16 protein-coding genes and 1 pseudogene are annotated in these 17,897 nt (G+C 75.5%); 3 read left to right on the forward strand and 14 right to left on the reverse strand.

Going from position 1 to position 17,897, the window contains the following annotated elements:
- The first annotated feature begins 124 nt into the window (after window positions 1-124).
- Window positions 125-1,426 (forward strand): dicarboxylate/amino acid:cation symporter, encoded by a 1,302-nt coding sequence (locus AB2L28_RS18440; protein WP_370720453.1) that lies wholly within the window; start codon window positions 125-127, stop codon window positions 1,424-1,426.
- Window positions 1,427-1,514: 88 nt separating this feature from the next.
- On the opposite strand, the gene truB is transcribed toward AB2L28_RS18440, so the two are convergent.
- The 9 genes and pseudogenes from truB to AB2L28_RS18485 form a co-directional block, all read right to left on the reverse strand.
- Window positions 1,515-2,399 (reverse strand): tRNA pseudouridine(55) synthase TruB, encoded by an 885-nt coding sequence (truB, locus tag AB2L28_RS18445; RefSeq protein ID WP_370720454.1) that lies wholly within the window; start codon window positions 2,397-2,399, stop codon window positions 1,515-1,517.
- Between the two features lie 94 nt (window positions 2,400-2,493).
- Window positions 2,494-3,009, reverse strand: a complete 516-nt coding sequence (locus AB2L28_RS18450) for a DUF3592 domain-containing protein (protein WP_370720455.1) — start codon at window positions 3,007-3,009, stop codon at window positions 2,494-2,496.
- A gap of 23 nt (window positions 3,010-3,032) precedes the next feature.
- A complete protein-coding gene (rbfA, locus tag AB2L28_RS18455) occupies window positions 3,033-3,557 on the reverse strand; it encodes a 30S ribosome-binding factor RbfA (protein WP_370720456.1) in 525 nt (174 codons plus the stop codon).
- A gap of 44 nt (window positions 3,558-3,601) precedes the next feature.
- Complete coding sequence (locus AB2L28_RS18460; protein WP_370720457.1) at window positions 3,602-3,895, reverse strand: DUF503 domain-containing protein; 294 nt, start codon at window positions 3,893-3,895, stop codon at window positions 3,602-3,604.
- 34 nt (window positions 3,896-3,929) lie between these two features.
- A complete protein-coding gene (gene infB, locus AB2L28_RS18465; RefSeq protein WP_370720592.1) occupies window positions 3,930-6,929 on the reverse strand; it encodes a translation initiation factor IF-2 in 3,000 nt (999 codons plus the stop codon).
- Window positions 6,912-7,007: pseudogene (locus AB2L28_RS18470) on the reverse strand (translation initiation factor IF-2 N-terminal domain-containing protein); the annotation flags it as partial. The pseudogene AB2L28_RS18470 and the gene infB, both read right to left, overlap by 18 nt.
- Before the next feature lie 91 nt (window positions 7,008-7,098).
- Window positions 7,099-7,398, reverse strand: coding sequence for a YlxR family protein (locus AB2L28_RS18475; RefSeq protein ID WP_370720458.1), 300 nt, complete (start codon window positions 7,396-7,398; stop codon window positions 7,099-7,101).
- An 86-nt stretch (window positions 7,399-7,484) separates the two neighbouring features.
- Window positions 7,485-8,486 (reverse strand): transcription termination factor NusA, encoded by a 1,002-nt coding sequence (gene nusA, locus AB2L28_RS18480; protein WP_370720459.1) that lies wholly within the window; start codon window positions 8,484-8,486, stop codon window positions 7,485-7,487.
- Entirely contained in the window at window positions 8,483-9,109 is a 627-nt protein-coding gene (locus tag AB2L28_RS18485) for an LSm family protein (RefSeq protein WP_370720460.1), read from the reverse strand. The genes nusA and AB2L28_RS18485 overlap by 4 nt, the downstream gene beginning before the upstream one ends.
- Window positions 9,110-9,301: 192 nt before the next feature.
- Between AB2L28_RS18485 and AB2L28_RS18490 the strand changes: the two genes are divergently transcribed.
- On the forward strand, window positions 9,302-10,405 hold the full coding sequence (locus AB2L28_RS18490; protein WP_370720461.1) for a DUF4439 domain-containing protein: 1,104 nt from the start codon (window positions 9,302-9,304) through the stop codon (window positions 10,403-10,405).
- Window positions 10,406-10,443: 38 nt separating this feature from the next.
- Complete coding sequence (locus AB2L28_RS18495) at window positions 10,444-11,340, forward strand: endonuclease/exonuclease/phosphatase family protein (RefSeq protein WP_370720462.1); 897 nt, start codon at window positions 10,444-10,446, stop codon at window positions 11,338-11,340.
- Between the two features lie 3 nt (window positions 11,341-11,343).
- On the opposite strand, the gene AB2L28_RS18500 is transcribed toward AB2L28_RS18495, so the two are convergent.
- From AB2L28_RS18500 to AB2L28_RS18520, 5 genes are read right to left on the reverse strand one after another with little or no spacing between them, the layout of a single operon-like run.
- Window positions 11,344-12,894, reverse strand: coding sequence for a helix-turn-helix domain-containing protein (locus AB2L28_RS18500; RefSeq protein WP_370720463.1), 1,551 nt, complete (start codon window positions 12,892-12,894; stop codon window positions 11,344-11,346).
- 8 nt (window positions 12,895-12,902) lie between these two features.
- Window positions 12,903-14,006, reverse strand: a complete 1,104-nt coding sequence (locus AB2L28_RS18505; RefSeq protein ID WP_370720464.1) for a DUF917 domain-containing protein — start codon at window positions 14,004-14,006, stop codon at window positions 12,903-12,905.
- A 39-nt stretch (window positions 14,007-14,045) separates the two neighbouring features.
- Window positions 14,046-15,170, reverse strand: a complete 1,125-nt coding sequence (locus AB2L28_RS18510; RefSeq protein WP_370720465.1) for an S-methyl thiohydantoin desulfurase family protein — start codon at window positions 15,168-15,170, stop codon at window positions 14,046-14,048.
- Window positions 15,167-16,297, reverse strand: a complete 1,131-nt coding sequence (locus tag AB2L28_RS18515; protein ID WP_370720466.1) for an S-methyl thiohydantoin desulfurase family protein — start codon at window positions 16,295-16,297, stop codon at window positions 15,167-15,169. The genes AB2L28_RS18510 and AB2L28_RS18515 overlap by 4 nt, the downstream gene beginning before the upstream one ends.
- Window positions 16,290-17,867: a hydantoinase/oxoprolinase N-terminal domain-containing protein gene (locus AB2L28_RS18520; RefSeq protein WP_370720467.1), complete on the reverse strand. Its 1,578-nt coding sequence runs from the start codon at window positions 17,865-17,867 to the stop codon at window positions 16,290-16,292. The genes AB2L28_RS18515 and AB2L28_RS18520 overlap by 8 nt, the downstream gene beginning before the upstream one ends.
- Window positions 17,868-17,897 lie beyond the last annotated feature (30 nt).

Genomic DNA, 17,897 nt, shown 5'->3' on the forward strand with positions numbered 1-17,897 from the left:
CCCCGGCATGGACATGGCAGCGGACTTCACCGAGCGGCTCCACATCGACCTCGGACGGGCGCAGAGCGCCAGGTAGCGGCGGGGCACGACCCTTCCCGCCACCCCGTCGTCCCTGGAGTTCCCTGTGCTCACCCGCCTGCGCCGCACGCCCTTCGGCGTGCAGGTCCTCATCGGTCTCGTCCTCGGCATCGCGCTCGGCGCGCTCGCCCGCTCGATGGGCGGCACCGACGAGGACCCCAACTGGCTCACCACCACCCTGACCACCGTCGGGTCGATCTTCGTCACCATGCTGCGGACCCTCGTGCCGCCGTTGGTCGTGCTCGCCGTGCTCACCTCGATCGCCAACCTGCGCGAGGTGACGAACGCCGCACGGCTGGCCTGGCAGACGCTGCTGTGGTTCGCGATCACCGCGCTCGTCGCCGTCGGCATCGGGATGGGCATCGGCGTGCTCACCGACCCCGGCGTCCGGTCCTCGGTGTCGGCCGGCGCGGTGGAGGACCCGTCCTCGACGGGGTCCTGGCTGGACTTCCTGCAAGGCATCGTCCCGACCAACATCCTCGGTCTGCAGGCCTCCAACGGCTCCAGCGGCATCTCGCTGAACTTCAACGTCCTGCAGCTCCTCGTCGTCGCCGTGGTGCTCGGCATCGCCGTCCTGAAGGTCGGGGAGAAGGCCGAACCCGTGCTGACCTTCGCCCGCTCGGCCCTGGCCATCGTCCAGACCGTGCTGTGGTGGGTCATCCGGCTCGCCCCGATCGGCACCGTCGGTCTGCTCGGCCGGGCCGTGGCCACCTACGGGTGGGACGCGCTCAGCCCGCTGGCCGTCTTCGTGATCGACATCTACGTCGGCCTGGCACTCGTGCTGTTCGTCGTGTACCCGGTGCTGCTGAAGGCCCACGGCCTGCGCGTGCGCAGCTTCGCCGCCGGGGTGTGGCCGGCGACCCAGCTCGGGTTCGTCTCCCGCTCCTCGATCGGCACCCTGCCGGTGACGCAGCGCGTCACCGAGGGCCTGGGTGTCCCGCGGTCCTACGCCTCCTTCGCGGTGCCGCTGGGCGCCACGACGAAGATGGACGGCTGCGCCGCGATCTACCCGGCCCTGGCCGCGATCTTCGTCGCCGGCTTCTTCGGGATCGACCTGTCGATCACCGACTACGTGCTCATCGCGTTCGTGTCCGTCGTGGGGTCGGCCGCTACGGCCGGCCTGACGGGGGCGACCGTCATGCTCACGCTGACGCTGTCGACGCTGGGTCTGCCGCTGGCCGGGGTGGGGCTGCTGCTGGCCATCGACCCGATCCTGGACATGGGCCGCACCGCGGTGAACGTCACCGGGCAGGCGCTCGTCCCGACGATCGTGGCCAAGCGGGAGGGCATGCTGGACCTGGCCCGCTTCCGCGACCGGCACGGCGTGCGCGAGACCGTGCCCGCCTGACGCCCCCGCCCGACGCCTGGGGCGTCCGGCACCCGCTGCGCCGAGGGCCCGACCCGGGGACGCACCGTCCCGGGGCCGGGCCCTCGCGCTACCCGGCGGCGGCCAGGACGAGCAACGGCTTCGCCCCGCGCGGGGTGTCGCCGACGAGCGCGACGAGCGTCCCGTCGGGGGCGAAGGCCCCGACCGGACCCTCCTGGCCCGAGGCGGGCAGGAACCCCCCGTGCGCCAGGCTCCCCGCCTCCCGCTCGTCGACCTCGCGCACCGGGAACAGGCGCCGGGCGACCGCGGCGAGCGGTTCCACCCGGGGCTGGGCCTCCACCTGCTCCAGCGTGCGGGCCTCCGCCAGCGTGAACGGCCCCGAGCGGGTGCGGCGCAACGCCGTCAGGTGACCGCCGACGCCGAGGGCGCGGCCGAGGTCGCGGGCCAGGGCGCGGACGTAGGTGCCGCTGGAGACCTCGACGACGACGTCGAGGTCCAGGAACCCCTGGTCGAACCGGCGGTCCAGCACCTCGAAGCGGGAGACCGTCACCGGCCGGGGCGCCAGGTCGACGTCCTGCCCGCCCCGGACCCGGGCGTAGCTGCGCCGGCCGTCGACCTTGATGGCGCTGACCGAGCTCGGGACCTGCTGGATCGGCCCCGTGAGGGCCTCGACGGCCGCGGCGAGGGCGTCGTCGGCGACGTCCGTCGCGTCCACCGCGTCCCCCAGGGGTTCGCCCTCGGCGTCGTCGGTGACGGTCGCGACGCCGAGCCGGATCGTGGCCGTGTAGGCCTTGTCGTGGGCGACGAGGTGGGTGAGGAACTTCGTGCCCCGGTTCGCGCCGAGGACGAGGACGCCCGTCGCGGCGGGGTCCAGCGTCCCGGCGTGCCCGACGCGGCGCGTCGAGAGCAGCCGGCGGCACCGGCCCACGACGTCGTGGCTGGTCCAGCCCGCCGGTTTGTCGACGACGAGGATGCCGTCCCCCACGCCGCTCACGGGAGCACCTGCGCGGTGGGGGTCGGCACGGGGCGGGGGCGGTGGGGACGGTTCGGCACGGGAGCAGCATGCCCTGTCCCGGCGGGCGGTCCGGTCAGGGGAACGGCTCGAACACCGACTGCGCGAAGCCGAACAGCACGACGACGAGCACCAGGAAGGCCGCTCCGACGGCGGCCACGACGATCCCGCCCGCCCCGCGCCCGAGGACCGAGCCGCCCTCGGCGAGCACGTGCGCCCGGTCGGGGTCGGCGGGGTCGTAGACGACCTGCGCCGGTCGACCGGGCACGAAGGACTTGTTCCAGACCTGCTCGCCCACGACGGTCACCTCGCGGCCGGCGGCCTCGAAGCGCACCACGGGCGAGAACGTCATGCGGTGCTCGTGGTGGCTGGTGATCCGGTTGTCCACCACCGTCCCGGTCGTGGTGACGCCCTCGGTGCCCAGGCGCACCGCGTCCCGGGACCGGCGGCGGGCGCGCACCGCGGCCCGGACCCCGCCGAGGGCGACGGCCACGCCGAGGAGCAGCAGCAGCGCGAAGAGGACGAGGAAGAACGTGGGGACGCCGTCGCCGGCGCCCCCACCCGGGTCAGGGAGGGGGAACTGCGGATCCACCCCTCCACAGTGCCACCGGGAGGTCAGCCGCGGGCGACGTTCGCCGAGGCGTCGTCCCCGTCGCCGTCCTCCACCTCGTCCAGGTCGTCGTCCCGCTCGCCCAGGTCGTCGTCCCAGGCGTCGTCGTGCTCGGCGGGCTTGCGGTACGGGTCGGCCTCGCCGGCGGGCTCCGCCCCGGCCGCGAGGGCGGCGACGCGGGCGTCCTGCTCGGCGGCCTTGGACAGCAGGTCGGTGATCTGCTGGGCCGTCTCGGGCACCTCGTCGGCGGTGAAGGTCAGCGTCGGGGTGAGCCGGATGCCGGTGCGCTTGCCGACCTCCGAGCGCAGCACGCCCTTGGCCGATTCCAGCGCCGCCTTCGTCCCGGCCTTCTCCTCCTCGGAGCCGAACACGGTGTAGTAGAGCGTCGCGTGCTGCAGGTCGTTCGTCACCCGGGCGTCGGTGATCGTCACGAACCCCAGGCGGGGGTCCTTGACGCGCTTCTCCAGCGCGTCGGCGACGACGACCTTGATGCGGTCGGCGAGCTTGCGGGCACGAGTGGGATCCGCCACGGGGAACTCCTGCAGGGTCGGGATCGAGCGTCCGGCACCGGTCCTCAGTCCTTGGAGGACAGGGACTGGCGCCGGGCGGAGAGGATCTGGAACTCCGGGTGCGCCGCGACGAGGCGTTCGCACCGGTCGAGCACGTCGGTGCAGCGCGCGGCGTCGGCGGCCACCACGGCGACCGCGACCTCGGCCCGCCGGTGCAGGTCGAGGTGGCCGGTCTCGGCCGCGGCGACCTCGAAGGTGCGGCGCAGCTCGGCGACCAGGGGCCGCACGAGGCTGCGCTTGCCCTTGAGGGAGTGGACGTCGCCGAGGAGCAGGTCGACGGTGAGCGTTGCTGTGAACATGGGGTGAGGGGGTGACCGCCGGGTCGTGCGCGGGTCAGTTCCGCGCCTTCTCCTGCATCTCGAACGTCTCGATGACGTCGTCGACCTGAAGGTCGTTGAACGATCCGAGGCCGATACCGCACTCGTAGCCCTCGCGGACCTCGGTGGCGTCGTCCTTGAACCGTCGCAGCGACTCGATGGCGAGGTTGTCCCCGTGCACGACACCGCGGCGCAGCACGCGCGCCTTGGTGTTGCGACGGATGAGTCCCGACCGGACGAGGCAGCCGGCGATGTTGCCGAACTTCGACGAGCGGAAGACCTCGCGGATCTCCGCCGTGCCGAGCTGGACCTCCTCGTACTCCGGCTTGAGCATCCCCTTGAGGGAGGCCTCGACGTCCTCGATCGCCTGGTAGATGACCGAGTAGAACCGGATGTCGACGCCCTCGCGGTCGGCGAACTCCTTGGTCTGCTGCTCCGGGCGCACGTTGAACCCGATGATGATCGCGTTCGAGGCGACGGCGAGGTTGACGTTGTTCTTCGTCACCGCACCGACACCGCGGTCGATCACGCGCAGCTCGACCTCGTCGCCGACGTCGATCTTGTAGAGCGCGTCCTCGAGGGCCTCGACCGACCCCGCCCCGTCACCCTTGAGGATGAGGTTGAGGGTCTCGACCTTGCCCTGCTCCAGCGCCTTGGTGAAGTCCTCCAGCGAGATCTTCTTGCGCGCCTTCGCCAGCGATGCGCTCCGCTCGGCGGCGTCGCGCTTCTCCGCGATCTGCCGGGCGGTCCGGTCGTCGGGCGCGGCGAGGAAGGTGTCCCCGGCCCCCGGCACCGACGTCAGCCCGAGGACCTGGACCGGACGCGACGGGGTTGCGACATCGATGGAGTCGCCGTTCTCGTCGATCATCGCGCGGACGCGCCCGTAACCGGTGCCGGCGACGATCGCGTCACCGACGCGCAGCGTCCCGGACTGGACCAGGACGGTGGCGACGGGACCGCGGCCCTTGTCGAGGTTGCCCTCGATCGCGACACCGCGCGCGTCCTTGTCCGGGTTCGCGCGCAGGTCCAGCGAGGCGTCGGCGGTGAGCAGGACGGCCTCGAGGAGGTCGTCCAGGCCCATGCCCTGCTTCGCGGACACGTTGACGAACATCGTGTCGCCGCCGTACTCCTCGGCCACGAGGTTGTACTCGGTGAGCTGCTGCCGGACCTTGTCCGGGTTCGCGCCCTCCTTGTCGACCTTGTTGACCGCCACGACGATCGGGACGTCCGCCGCCTGGGCGTGGTTGAGCGCCTCGACGGTCTGCGGCATCACGCCGTCGTCGGCCGCCACCACGAGGATGGCGATGTCCGTCACCTTCGCCCCACGGGCACGCATGGCCGTGAAGGCCTCGTGACCCGGGGTGTCGATGAACGTGATGGGACGCTCGATGCCCTCGTGCGACTTGGCGACCTGGTAGGCACCGATGTGCTGGGTGATGCCACCGGCCTCCTTCGCCACGACGTCGGAGGAGCGGATCGCGTCGAGCAGCTTCGTCTTCCCGTGGTCGACGTGACCCATGACGGTGACGACCGGGGGACGCGCCTGCAGCTCCTCGTCGCCCTCGGCCTCGAGCTCGGCGTCGAGGTCGATGGAGAAGCCCGCGAGCAGCTCGCGCTCCTCGTCCTCGGGCGAGACGACCTCGATGACGTAACCGAGCTCCTGGCCGAGCACCTGGAAGGTGTCCTCGTCCAGGGACGCGGTGGCGGTGACCATCTCGCCCAGGTGGAAGAGGATCGTCACCAGCGCCGCGGGGTCGGCGTCGATGCGGTCGGCGAAGTCGCTGACCGAGGCGCCGCGCCGGATGCGGACGACGGTCGAGCCGTCACCGCGCCGGACGGAGACGCCGCCGACCGACGGCGCCGCCATCGCCTCGAACTCCTGGCGCTTGGCGCGCTTGGACTTGCGGCCCTTGGCCGGCTTGCCGCCGGCGCGGCCGAACGCGCCCTGGGTGCCGCCGCGGTTGCCCGGACGACCACCACCACCGGGACGACCGGCGAAGCCGCCGCCACCGGGACCACCGGGACGACCGGCGTACCCGCCGCCGCCACCGCGGCCACCACCGGGGCCACCACGGCCCGGCGCACCGGGACGACCGGCACCGGCACCGGGACGGCCGACCGTCGGGCGCGCGGGCATCATGCCGGGGTTCGGACGCGGGCCACCGGGGCGAGGACCACCCGGACCGGCCGGACCCGGGCGGGGACCGCCCTGCGGGCGCGGCATGCCCTGGTTGGCCGCGAAGGGGTTGTTGCCCGGACGCGGGCCACCCTGCGGGCGCGGCATGCCCTGGCTGGTCGCGAAGGGGTTGTTGCCCGGACGCGGCGAACCGCCACCGGGACGGGGCGCACCACCGGGAGCACCGGCACCGGGACGACCCTGGCGCTCGCCCTGGGGACGGTCGCCCTGCGGGCGGTCGCCGCGCGGACGGTCGCCACCGGGGCGCTCGGCACGCTCGGGACGCTCACCGCGGTCCGGACGCGGACCCCGCGCACCGGGACCGCCGGGGCCACCCTGGCCGGGGGCACCCGGACGGGCGCCGGGACCACCGGGGCCGGGACGGGCCCCCGGACGGGGGCCCTGGCCGGGACCGCCGGAGGACGGCGGGGTGGACGGACGGGCACCCGGGGTCGGGCGCTGTCCGGGCGTCGCCGGCCGCTGGGGGGCGGGACGCTCGGCCGGGGCGCTCGGCGGGGCCTGGAACGCCGGACCGGAGGCCGCCGCGGGTGCGGGGGCGGCCGGAGCCGACGGGGCGGGTGCCGCAGCCGGCGCGGGCGCCGACGGGGCGGGTGCACCGGCGGAGGGCGCCGGGCGCGCGGGCGCCGGAGCCGGGGGCGCCGACGGGCGGGCCGACGGCGCGGGGCCCGGACGGGCACCGCTCGGGACGCGCGGACCCGGCTTCACCGCCGGACCCGGCCGGGCGGCGCCGGCGCCGCCCTCGGTGGGGAACTTGTCCTTCAGCCGCCGGATGACCGGCGGTTCGACGGTCGAGCTCGCGGAACGCACGAACTCACCCATCTCCTTGAGCGTGGCCAGCACGACCTTGCTCTCGACTCCGAACTCCTTGGCGAGCTCGTAGACCCGGACCTTCGCCACATCTCTCCTGTCTCGGTCCGGGCTCGTCTCTACCGGGCGCGGACCGTCATCAGTCGGGGGGATTCATCGCTGGAGACTCATCGGGTGCTCATCAGCTGTTCGACCCGCTCTCATCGGTGGTGGTGGACACGACGGCCTCGTGCGGGCACGAGTCCAGGTAGGACCGTACTCCCGAGGTGTCGAGGGGAGCCGTCCGGCGCAACGCCCGGGACCAGGCCCGGCGCTTGTCCGCCAGCTCCAGGCACGTGGTGCTCTCGTGCAACCACGCGCCCCTGCCGGGGAGCCGGCGACGCACGTCGACGAGGAGGACTCCCGCCTCGTCCGGTGCGACGACGACTCTCAGCAGCGACGACCGGCCGTCCCGGCGGCGGCACCCGACGCACGTGCGCACCGGAGGGCGCAGGGCGTGCTCGGACCGCCGGTCGGTGTGACCGGTCGCAGGCAGTGTAACGATGGGGAGAGTCTAGCCCTTCCCGCTCAGGCCTCGCCCGCCTGCTCACCGGCCCGGGTGTCGGGGCGGATGTCGATGCGCCAGCCCGTCAGCTTGGCGGCGAGGCGGGCGTTCTGCCCCTCCTTGCCGATGGCCAGGGACAGCTGGTAATCCGGCACCACGACCCGGGCCGAGCGCGCGGCGAGGTCCACGACCTCCACCGACGTCACCCGCGCCGGCGACAGCGCGTTGGCCACGAAGCGGGCGGGTTCCTCGTCGAAGTCGACGATGTCGATCTTCTCCCCGCGCAGCTCCGACATCACCGCGCGCACGCGCTGACCCACCGGACCGATGCAGGCGCCCTTGGCGTTGACCCCCGGCCGCGTGGCGCGCACCGCCATCTTCGAGCGGTGACCGGCCTCGCGCGAGAGCGCGGTGATCTGCACGGTGCCGTCGGCGATCTCGGGGACCTCGAGCGCGAAGAGCTTGCGCACGAGCTGCGGGTGGGAACGGCTGAGGACGACCTGCGGGCCCTTGGGGCCCTTCTTGACGCTCACGACGAAGCAGCGCAGCCGCGAGCCGTGCTCGTACTTCTCCCCCGGCACCTGCTCGGCCGGGGGCAGCACGCCCTCGAGGGTGCCGAGGTCGACCTGGACCACGCGCGGGTCCCGGCCCTGCTGGACGACGCCGGAGACGATCTCGCCCTCGGTGCCGGCGAACTCGCCGAGCACCGCGTCGTCCTCGGCGTCGCGCAGGCGCTGCAGGATGACCTGGCGGGCCGTGGTCGCCGCGATCCGGCCGAAGCCGCTCGGCGTGTCGTCGAACTCGCCGACGACGGCGCCCTCGTCGTCGCGCTCCTTGGCCAGCACCCGCACCTCACCGGTGCCGCGGTCCAGCTCGACCCGGGCGTCGGGGTGCGCCTTGTGGTCGGCGTGCTCGGTGCGGTGGTAGGCCACGAGCAGCGCCTGCTCGATCGCCCGCACGAGCGTCTCGAAGGGGATCTCGCGGTCCCGCTCCAGCATCCGCAGGGCGGCCATGTCGATGTTCACTGCTCGTCCTCGGTCTCGTCGTCAGCGTGGTCGGCGTCGTCGTCCAGCCCGTCGTCCAACCCGTCGTCCGGCCCGTCGTCCAGCCCGTCGTCCAGGTCGTCCGCGCGGCGGAACTCCACCTGCACCTCGCCGCGGACCAGGTCCGCCCAGGCGAGGTCGTGGGGCGCCCCGACGTCCCTGGCCCGCGGCGGGCGACCCTTGACCGCCTGCGGCTCACCCGTCCCGTGCACGCCCTCGTCGTCGACGGACACGACGCGCAGCAGCACCGAGGAGGAGTCGGCCAGGACGGCCCGCACGAGGCGACCGCGGGCCCGCGCCCAGTGCCGCCGGGTCGTCAGGGGGCGCTCGACCCCCGGCGAGGTCACCTCGAGCGTGTAGGGCGCCTGCCCCAGGACGTCGGCGTCGTCGAGGGCCTGCGAGACGGCCGTGGAGGCCACCGCAACGGCGTCGAGGTCGACGTCGGCGGGTTCGTCACCGGCGCCGTCGACGACGACCCGCACCACGTGGCGGCGCCCGGCGCTGCTGACGTCGACGTCGTCGAGGACGAGGGAGTCGCCCACCTCGGAGCCGGGGGCGAAGACGGGGGCCAGCGCCCTCCGGACGGCCTCCTCCAACGTCGACACGACCGCCCCTCCCTGCTCTCGAGTTGTCCTGACGGCCGCACCGGGTCCCGGCGCGGGCACGACGGGACAGCTTAGACGCTGGAGGGCACCCCTCCGGCCGCCCCGGGACCGCCCGGTGGACCGGGGGTGCGCCCGCCGGGGACGATCCCCCACCTGGCACGATCGACGACCGTGCCACCCGCCCCACCCCCCGTGGTCCCGACCACCACCGGGCACCCCTCGCGCCGGGCGCTGCTCGGGTCCCTGGCGCTGGCGGGTCTGGGCCCGGCGCTGGCCGGGTGCGGGGTGCGCTGGGTCGTGGGGGACGAACCGACGCCGACGGCCGAGCGCGGGCCGGACGACGTGGCCCGCGAGGGCGCGGCCGCCGACGCGCTCGCCCTCCTCGCCGTGCTCGAGGCCGCCGCCGGCGGGCCCGCCCCGCTGCAGGCCGTCGCCGGCGAGGCCGCGCAGGTGTGCCGCGCGCACCTGCTCGCCCTCGGCGGCTCCGACCCGTCGTCGCCGGCGAGCACCGGGCCCGCGACCGCGACCCCGACCGACGCGCAGGTCGTCACCGACCGGTTGGGGCGGGCGTCGGCCGCGGCGGTCGCCGGGCTGGCGCCCGCGCAGGGCCGCGGACCCGGCGCGTCGATGGCGCGGTTGCTCGTCGCGGTCGCCGCCTCGCGGGCCGTGCTGGCCGACGCGGTCGCCGTCGCGACGGGGGCCGTCGTGCGCGAGGCCGAGGCGACCGTGACGGGTGAGGACGTCGGACCGGTCCCCCCGACGCCGTCGACGGGCACCGCCACGACGGCCCCGACCCCCGGCGGGTCCCCCACGAGCGCGCCGACCTCCACCCGCGTCCGGGCGCTGCAGGCCGCCCTCGCCGGTGAGCACGCCGCCGTCCACGCCTACGCCCTCGTCGCCGGGCGGCTGAGCACCCCGCGGCGCGAGGAGGCGCTGGCCGACCTGGTCGCCCACCGCGTCGCCCGCGACGACCTCGTCGACGAGCTCACGGCGCTGGGAGCCACCCCGGTCGAGGCGGCGGCCGGTTACGACGTCGCGGCCCCCACCCCCGAGGCCGCCACCGCGCTGGCGGCCTCGGTCGAGGAGCGCGTCACCGCCCTGCGCGTGGACGTCGTCGCGAGCGCCGGCACCGGGCGGGCCGCCGCCGCGGCCGGGGTCCTCGCGGCGGCACGCGCGGCGCGCCGCTGGGGCTCGACGGTCGTGGCGTTCCCCGGCCTGCCGTGGCTGGGCGAGGACGGACGCCCCGTCCCGGGCGCCACCCCCGCCACCACCGGCGCCGGTGCACCGACCCCCTGAGCGGGGGTCCGCGGGCCGGCTGGGAGACTGCGCCCGAGATGAGCAGCCCACCCCCGCCCCCACCGGCCGTCCGGCGCCCGCGCGCGACCGGCGCGCCGCTGCGGGTCATGACGTGGAACGTGTGGTGGCGGTTCGGGGACTGGCGCGCCCGCCGGGAGGCGATCCTCGCGGTCCTGCAGGAGGAGCAGCCCGACGTCGTGGGGCTGCAGGAGGTCTGGGCCGACGACGGGGAGAACCTCGCCGAGTGGCTCGCCGAGCGGCTCGGGATGCACGCCGCCTGGTCGCCCTCCCCCGCCCCCGACCGCTGGCGGCGCCGGCTGCGCCAGCACGGGGACCCCTCGGCCGAGTCCCTGCAGTTCGGCAACGCCGTCCTCAGCCGCTGGCCGTTCCTGAGCACCGACGTCCTGGCCCTGCCCGCGGGCGGGCACGAGGACGAGGGCCGCACGGCGCTGCAGGTGCTCGTCGACGCCCCGCGCCGGCCGCTGCCGTTCACGACGACCCACCTCAACTCCTCCCCGGCCGAGTCCGCGGTCCGGGTGGCCCAGGTGCGCGAGCTCGTGCCGTTCGTGGCGCGGACGCGGGTCAGGGGGGCGCACTACCCGCCGGTGCTGACGGGCGACTTCAACGCCGTCGCCGAGTCCGACGAGCTGCGGCTGTGCCACGGGTACCAGACGGCGGGGCCCGTGCCGGGGTTCGTCCTCGTCGACTCCTGGCGCTTCGCGGACCCGGCCGACCCCGGGTTCACGTGGGACCGGCGCAACCCGTTCGTCGCGCGCATCCACCAGCCCGACGCCCGGATCGACCACGTCCTCGTCGGCCTGGCGCCCTTCACGGGCGAGGGGTCGGTGCGCGACGTGCGGCGGGTCGCCGTCGACCCCGTCGACGGGGTGTGGGCCAGCGACCACGCGGCCGTCCTCGTCGACCTCGAACCCTGACCTTCAGGCGCCGACCACGGCGCGGCAGGCCAGGTGCAGCGCGAGCCGCTGGTCCCGGTCGGTGAGGTCGACCTCGAGCAGCTGCTGCACTCGCGCGACGCGGGCGGCGACCGTGTTGCGGTGCACGCCGAGGACCGCGGCCGTCCGCACCAGCGAGCTCTCCTGGTCCAGGTAGGCCGCCAGGGTCGTCACGAGGTCCGACCCGGGCGGACCGAGCGGTTCGAGCAGGCTGCGCGCGGCCGGCGGGAACGTGCCCGTGCGGGTCCAGGCGAGCAGCGTCTGGGCGACGCCGAGCTGGTCGACGTGCAGGAAGCAGCCCTGCTCCGTGCGACCCGCGGCCAGCCCCGCCGCGTCCGTCGCCTCGGCCAGCGAGCGGGCGATGCCGCCGGGCCCGACGCGCGGACGGCCGACCCCCGTCCAGCAGCGCAGGTGCCGGCGCAGCTCCCGGTGCACCCGTCGCAGGTCCTCGGACAGCTCGCGGACCGTCTCGGCCGCCGGCGGCCGCGGCAGGGTGACCCAGGCGCTCCACCCGTCGCCGTGCTCGACGACCACCGGGGCGAGCCCGCCCCGGGCGAAGACGGCGGCCACCTCGTCGCGCGAGCCGGCGGTGTCCGTCGCGGCGGGGGTGCCCAGGCGGACGCCCACGTGCCACCCGTCGAGCGCCCAGCCGGCGGCGGCCGCGCGCCGGCGCAGCTCAGCGTCCGGACCGTCGCCACCGGCGAGGACGTCGATCAGGAGCGCGGCCCGGGCCCGGGCGTCCCGTTCGAGACCCAGGCGGTCCACCCCGAGGCGCCCGGCCAGCCCCGCGGCCGCGACGGCGAGGCAGTCGGCGACCGTCTCGGGGTCGGCCCACCGGGGCGCGGCCGCCGTGAGCCAGCGCTGCGCCGCCCGCACCCCCGGCAGCAGGACCGGGTGCGCGAGGACCGTGCCGCCGTCCGGCCCGGGCAGCGGGACGCGCTGCGGCACGGGTTCGCCGGTGCGCAGCCCGGCCGTCGCGACGGGTGCGGGACCGGTGTGCAGGACGGCGCCGTGGCCGTCCAGCAGCGCGACGGGCAGGCCCAGGACGCGTTCGAGCAGGCGCACCAGCGCCGCGCCCTCCCGCGCGGAGCCGACCGCGCCCGGCAGCGAGGCCGAGACCTCGCGCACGGCCCGCGCCCGGTCGACGTCGGGCGCGGCGAGCGCGACCGCCGCCTCCAGCGCCCGCTGCAGCACCGGCTCGTCGGCCAGGAGCAGCGCGAGGCCCAGCCGGGAGCACAGCAACCGGGTCCCTCCCGTGGGTTCGGCCGCCGACGGGAGCAGCACGGCGACGACCCCGGCGTCGGCCGCCCGGCGCAGCTGCACCTCCAGCCGCCACGCGTCGGCCGTCCCGGCCCCGACCGCCCCCGCGAGGCAGAGCAGCGTGCCGGGTGCGACGGCGGGGACGGCGGTCGCACCGCCCCCGTCGGCGAGGAGCACGCCGGTGGGCGGTGGACCGTCCACCGGGCCGGCGACGTGCCGGACCGCGTCGCGCCAGCCGGGCAGGTGCAGCAGCGCGGGCAGCCCCCTCGTGCTCACCGGGACGTTCACGCCCGGACCCCCGACGCGGGGACGAGGACGGGGTCCACGTCGTACCCGAAGGCGCGCGGCCCCACGGCGCCGAGGCGGGCCGGGTCGCGCCAGAACGCCGGGGCGTCCAGGCGGAGCACGACCACGTCGTCCCCGCGACGGACGCGGTCGCAGGACACCGGTCGCGCCGCGCGCCGGTCCAGGACGGCGAGCACGTCGGGTGTGGTGGCGACGACCTCGCCGTCGACGAGGGCGAGCAGGTACTCGTTCTCCATCTCCAGGCGCAGCAGCGCGCTCGTGGCGCGGTCGCGCACGACGAGGCTGCCGCGACCGAACCCGCCCTGCCCGGCGCCGCGGTGGCGCACGACCTCCAGGACGCGGCCGGAGGCCAGCACCGTACCGCCGGCGGCCGCGGCCACGGCGGCCGGGCCGGGCGCGTCGGGCAGCGCGAGGAGGCGGCGGCCGACGTCGAGCAGCCGTCGCGTCGTGCCCGCCAGCGCGTGGCGGCGCAGCGCGCGCAGGGGTCGGGGCCCCACCGCGATCGCGGCCCAGCCTCCGCCGCCGGCCAGCACGCTGCGCACGCTGCGCTCGGTCGTCACCGCGTCGCCGCCGTCGACGACGACGACCTGACCACCCGGCAGGGCCAGGGCCAGCGGCGTGATGTCGGACCCGGCGACGGCCAGGGAGAACTGGTCCAGCCGGGGCAGGGCACGGCCGCAGAGGTCGAGGTCGACGACGGGCAGCGGCCTCGCCGGCGCGGACAGCGCCGTGACGAGGGCGGTCGCGGCGTTGAGCCCGGCCGCCTCGATGCTCGCCACCGCCCCGGCCCACCGCCCGGTCCAGCGCTGGACGGCGTCGAGGGCGCGGGTGAACTCCCCGCCGCCGGGCAGCTGCTCGGTGAAGACGACCGTCGCGCCGACCATGCCGACGGCCGAGACGAGCAGGTCCGGGTCCGCGGCGTCCGCGGCGTCCGCGGCGTCCGGGTCGAGCAGGTCCACCGACCCGCCCCGCAGCAGCCGGGAGACGAGGACGCCGCCGGCCCGGGCGTCCCCGCCCCCGCCGGAGCCCAGCACCTCGGCCCCGCGGACGAGGGCCGGGACGTCGGCGGCGGTGAGCTCCACGGCGGCGATCCTGCCGCACCCGTGCCCGGGTCGGCCGGGTCAGGTCAGCGCGGGGGCGGGCACCGGCACGAGCTCCTCGACGGGCGTGAAGTCGAGGTCCAGGCCGAACGCGCGGGGCCCGAACACGGCCAGGGCCTGCGGCGTGCGCATGATCGGTGGCGTCGAGATCGCCACGACGACGACGCGCTGGCCCCAGCGCAGCCCCTCGGTCGTGATGGGTTCCCCCGTCTGCTCGTCCAGGACGCAGATGAGGTCGGGCACCACGCAGACGACCTCGCCGTCGAGGACGGCGACGAGGTGCTCGTTCTGGAACGACAGCCGCAGCTGGGAGCCGTCGTGGCCGCGCAGGTCGGCGTGCCCGCGGGCGAAACCACCGGTCGTGCGGCGTTCGACGTCGCCGACCTTGCCGGTGAACAGCGTGCGGACGTTCTCGTAGCCGGTCGTGGCGAAGAACGCCACGAGCGCGTCGACGGGGTCGCTGTGGCTCTCCCGGGCCTCCCGGATCGCCCGGCCCGCCCCCAGCGACATGGACATGGTGTGCGGGATCGCGGTGCGCCGGACGTCCGCACCGGTCATGGGGTACTCGGCGATGAGGGCCGCGCCACCGAACTGGATCGCGATGGCGCGCGAGCAGCGTTCCATCCGGACGTCGTCGGCGCCGGTGTCGACGAGCACCGTCTCCTCGCGGTCGCTGGCGACCACCATGGGCGAGCCGGGCACGCCGTAGACGCTGAACGTCTCCATCTGCAGCTCGGGGAACGCCCGGCCCATCCCGTCCGCGTCCACGACGGGCAACCCCGTCCGCGCGCCGACGAGCAGCGGCATCATGGAGTTGATCCCGCCGCACTCGATGGGCATGGTCGCCTCGGCGCGACGGCCGAGGTGGGCCTCGAGGGTGCGCAGCGCGACGACGGCCTCGCTGCCGCGGGGGATCTTCTCCACCATCACCGTCGGCGCGCCCATCATGGCCGTCGGGACGACGAACGCCGCGTCGGGCAGTTCCGCCTCGTCCTGCGGGTCCAGCACGGTGACGGGCCCGTTCTCGCGGATCGCCTGCTGGACGAGCAACCGCCCGATGTAGGGGTCGCCGCCGCCGCCGGTACCCAGGAGCGCAGCGCCGCGGGCGAGGTCGGGCAGCACGGTCTCGTCGAGGATCCAGCTCACCGGTTCGCCTCCGTCGGGGTGGGCAGTGGCCCGGGGGTCGCGCGGACCGGGTCGCTCTCGTACCCGAAGACCCGCGGCCCGGCCAGGGCCAGGCCCGCGGGGCTGTGCCAGCGCTCGTCGCACGGAGCGGCGAGGACGGTGACGCGGTGGCCGTACCGCATCCCCTCGGTGCGCACGGCCTCTCCCGTCTGGGTGTCCAGGGCGCAGATGAGGTCCGGGACGGTGGACACCGTGCGGCCGTCGCGGACGGCGACGAGGAACTCGTTCTGGAACTCCAGCAGGAGTTCGGACCCCGCGTCGGGCCCCGTGCCGTCCAGCCGCGCCTCGCCCCGGGCGAAACCCGTCGTCGTCCGGCGGGCGACGTCGGTGATCTTGCCGGTGAACAGGACCGTGCCGCCGAGGAGGTCGGCGACGGCCCCGGCGGGGTCACCGCTGGTCCGGGCCGCGGTGAGGGTCCGCCCGATCCGCGCAGCCAGCGACAGGGTTCCCGGCACGAGCGCCTGCCGCGCCTGGGCCCCGGTCATCCAGTAGTCGCTGATCATCGCCGAGCAGCCCATGTCGATCGTCACCGACCGGGCGAACCGCTCGGCCCAGCGGTTGTCGACGGTGTCCAGGACACCGGAGTTCCCCTTCTCGTCGACGATCGACATGGGCGTCCCGCGGATCCCGTACACGGTGGGCAGGACCATCTGCAGCTCCGGGAAGGCCCGCCCCATGCCGTCGGCGTCCAGCAGCGGCAGACCGAGTTCGGCGGCCCCCACGAACGGGATGAGGGAGTTCACACCACCGGCCTCGATGCAGGCCAGGTGCGTGACCTCAAGCCCCAGGTGGTCGGTGAGGACGCGGATGGCGCGGCCCACCTGGTCGGTCGACGGCAGCTTCTCGACCATGACCGTCGGCGCGCCCATCATCGCCACCGGCAGGACGACGGCGTCGTCGGGCAGGTCCGCCAGGGGCGTCAGGTCGACGGGTCCGTGGGCGCGCACCGCGGCCCCGGCGAGCAGCCCGCCGATGTGGGGGTCACCGCCGCCCCCGGTGCCCAGGACCGCTGCGCCCCGGCCGATGTCGGCGAGGTCGTCCAGCTCGACCCGGGTTCCGGTCCTCGTGCCACCGCGCGTGTCAGGCATGCACGGCCTCCCGGCGGGCGGGTGCGAGCTGCAGGTCCCCGACGGCCTTGACGCGGATGCGCGTCGCGCCACCGGGCAGGTACGGCAGCGGCACCTCGTCGACCTCGAGCACCTCGACCGTGCGGGGGTCGGCCCCGGCGGCGACGGCGCGTTCGGCCGCCTCGGCGCGGGCGGTGTCGAGCACCTCGGTCCGCTTGCCCGGTTCGATGGAGAACACCCGGTCCACCTCGCCGCCCACCTGCGCGATGGCTGCGCCGATGGCGTTGGCGACGGCGAAGTTCTCCGGGCGCAGGACCTCCCCGGCTCCGGTGAGGTGGTCGGGCAGCAGCACGGAACCTCCGCCGACGGCCACGACGGGCAGCGGCTGCGCCGAGGTGCGCATGCGGTCGACCGCGTCGGCCACGTCGGACGCGATCCGCTCCAGCGCCGTGCGCACGAGCGCGGGGTCGAGGTCGGCGACCCGGGACGCGTCGCCGATGTCGGCCCGGCCGGACGCCACGGCGATGTCCGTCGCCGTCAGCGTCGACCCGCCGAAGACGAGTGCTTCGTCGACGAGGCGGAAACCCACCGACTCCGGGCCGACTCGTACCTCGGCGCCCTGCCCGCGGACGAGGGACCCGCCCCCGATGCCGATGGACAGCACGTCCGGCATCCGGAAGTTCGTGCGGATGCCCGCGACGCTGACCTCGGTCGTCGCCTCGCGCGGGAAACCCCGCTGCAGGACGCCGACGTCGGAGGTGGTGCCGCCGACGTCGACGACCGCGCAGGTGTGGACGCCGGACAGGACGGCCGCCCCGCGCATGGAGTTCGTGGGGCCGGAGGCGAACGTCGAGACCGGGTAGCGGCGGGCGTGCTCGACGTCCAGCAGGGTGCCGTCGTTGGAGCTGAGGTAGATCGGGGCGTCGATCCCGGCGCCGGCGACGGAGGTGCGCAACCCGTCGACGATGCCCCCGGCCAGTTCCCGCAGGGCGGCGTTGACGACGGTGGCGTTCTCCCGCTCCAGCAGGCCGATGCGGCCGATCTCGTGCGACAGCGAGATCGCGACGTGGGGCAGTTCGGCGGCCAGGACCTGCGCGGCGCGCAGCTCGAACTCGGTGTTCACGGGCGAGAACACCGACGTGATGGCGACGGAGCGGACACCGTGGGCCGCCATGTCGGCGGCGTGCCGGCGCAGCTCGTCCTCGTCGAGCTCGGAGATCGTCCGGCCGTCGAACTCGTGCCCGCCGTGGGCCAGGTAGGCGCGGCCGGAGACGGCCTGCACGAGCCGCTCGGGCCAGTCGACCATCGGTGGCAGGGAGGCCGTGGCCGGCAACCCCAGCCGCAGAGCGGCGGTCGGGGCCAGCCGCCGGGCCTCGACGAGGGCGTTGACGAAGTGCGTCGTGCCGATCATCACCGCCCGCACCCCGGCCGGGTCGAACGCCCGCCGGTGCTGCAGGCCGGACAGGGCCGCGACGATCCCGCCGGAGACGTCGGCGCTCGTGGAGCACTTGACGGCGGCCAGGACCGAGCCGTCGTCGTCGAGCAGGACCGCGTCCGTGTTGGTGCCGCCGACGTCGATGCCGATGCGCATGGGGGTTCCTCTCGGGTGCTGCGGGGTGTC

This window comes from Kineococcus mangrovi (genome assembly GCF_041320705.1).
Classification (GTDB): domain Bacteria; phylum Actinomycetota; class Actinomycetes; order Actinomycetales; family Kineococcaceae; genus Kineococcus; species Kineococcus mangrovi.

What these genes read in the sequence shown, in the direction of transcription:
- infB (WP_370720592.1), bottom strand. Translation starts at nt 6,929, where the DNA reads ATGGGTGAGTTCGTGCGTTCCGCGAGCTCGACCGTCGAACCGCCGGTC.
- AB2L28_RS18520 (WP_370720467.1), bottom strand. Translation starts at nt 17,867, where the DNA reads ATGCGCATCGGCATCGACGTCGGCGGCACCAACACGGACGCGGTCCTG.
- AB2L28_RS18460 (WP_370720457.1), bottom strand. Translation starts at nt 3,895, where the DNA reads ATGTTCACAGCAACGCTCACCGTCGACCTGCTCCTCGGCGACGTCCAC.
- AB2L28_RS18515 (WP_370720466.1), bottom strand. Translation starts at nt 16,297, where the DNA reads ATGCCTGACACGCGCGGTGGCACGAGGACCGGAACCCGGGTCGAGCTG.
- AB2L28_RS18495 (WP_370720462.1), top strand. Translation starts at nt 10,444, where the DNA reads ATGAGCAGCCCACCCCCGCCCCCACCGGCCGTCCGGCGCCCGCGCGCG.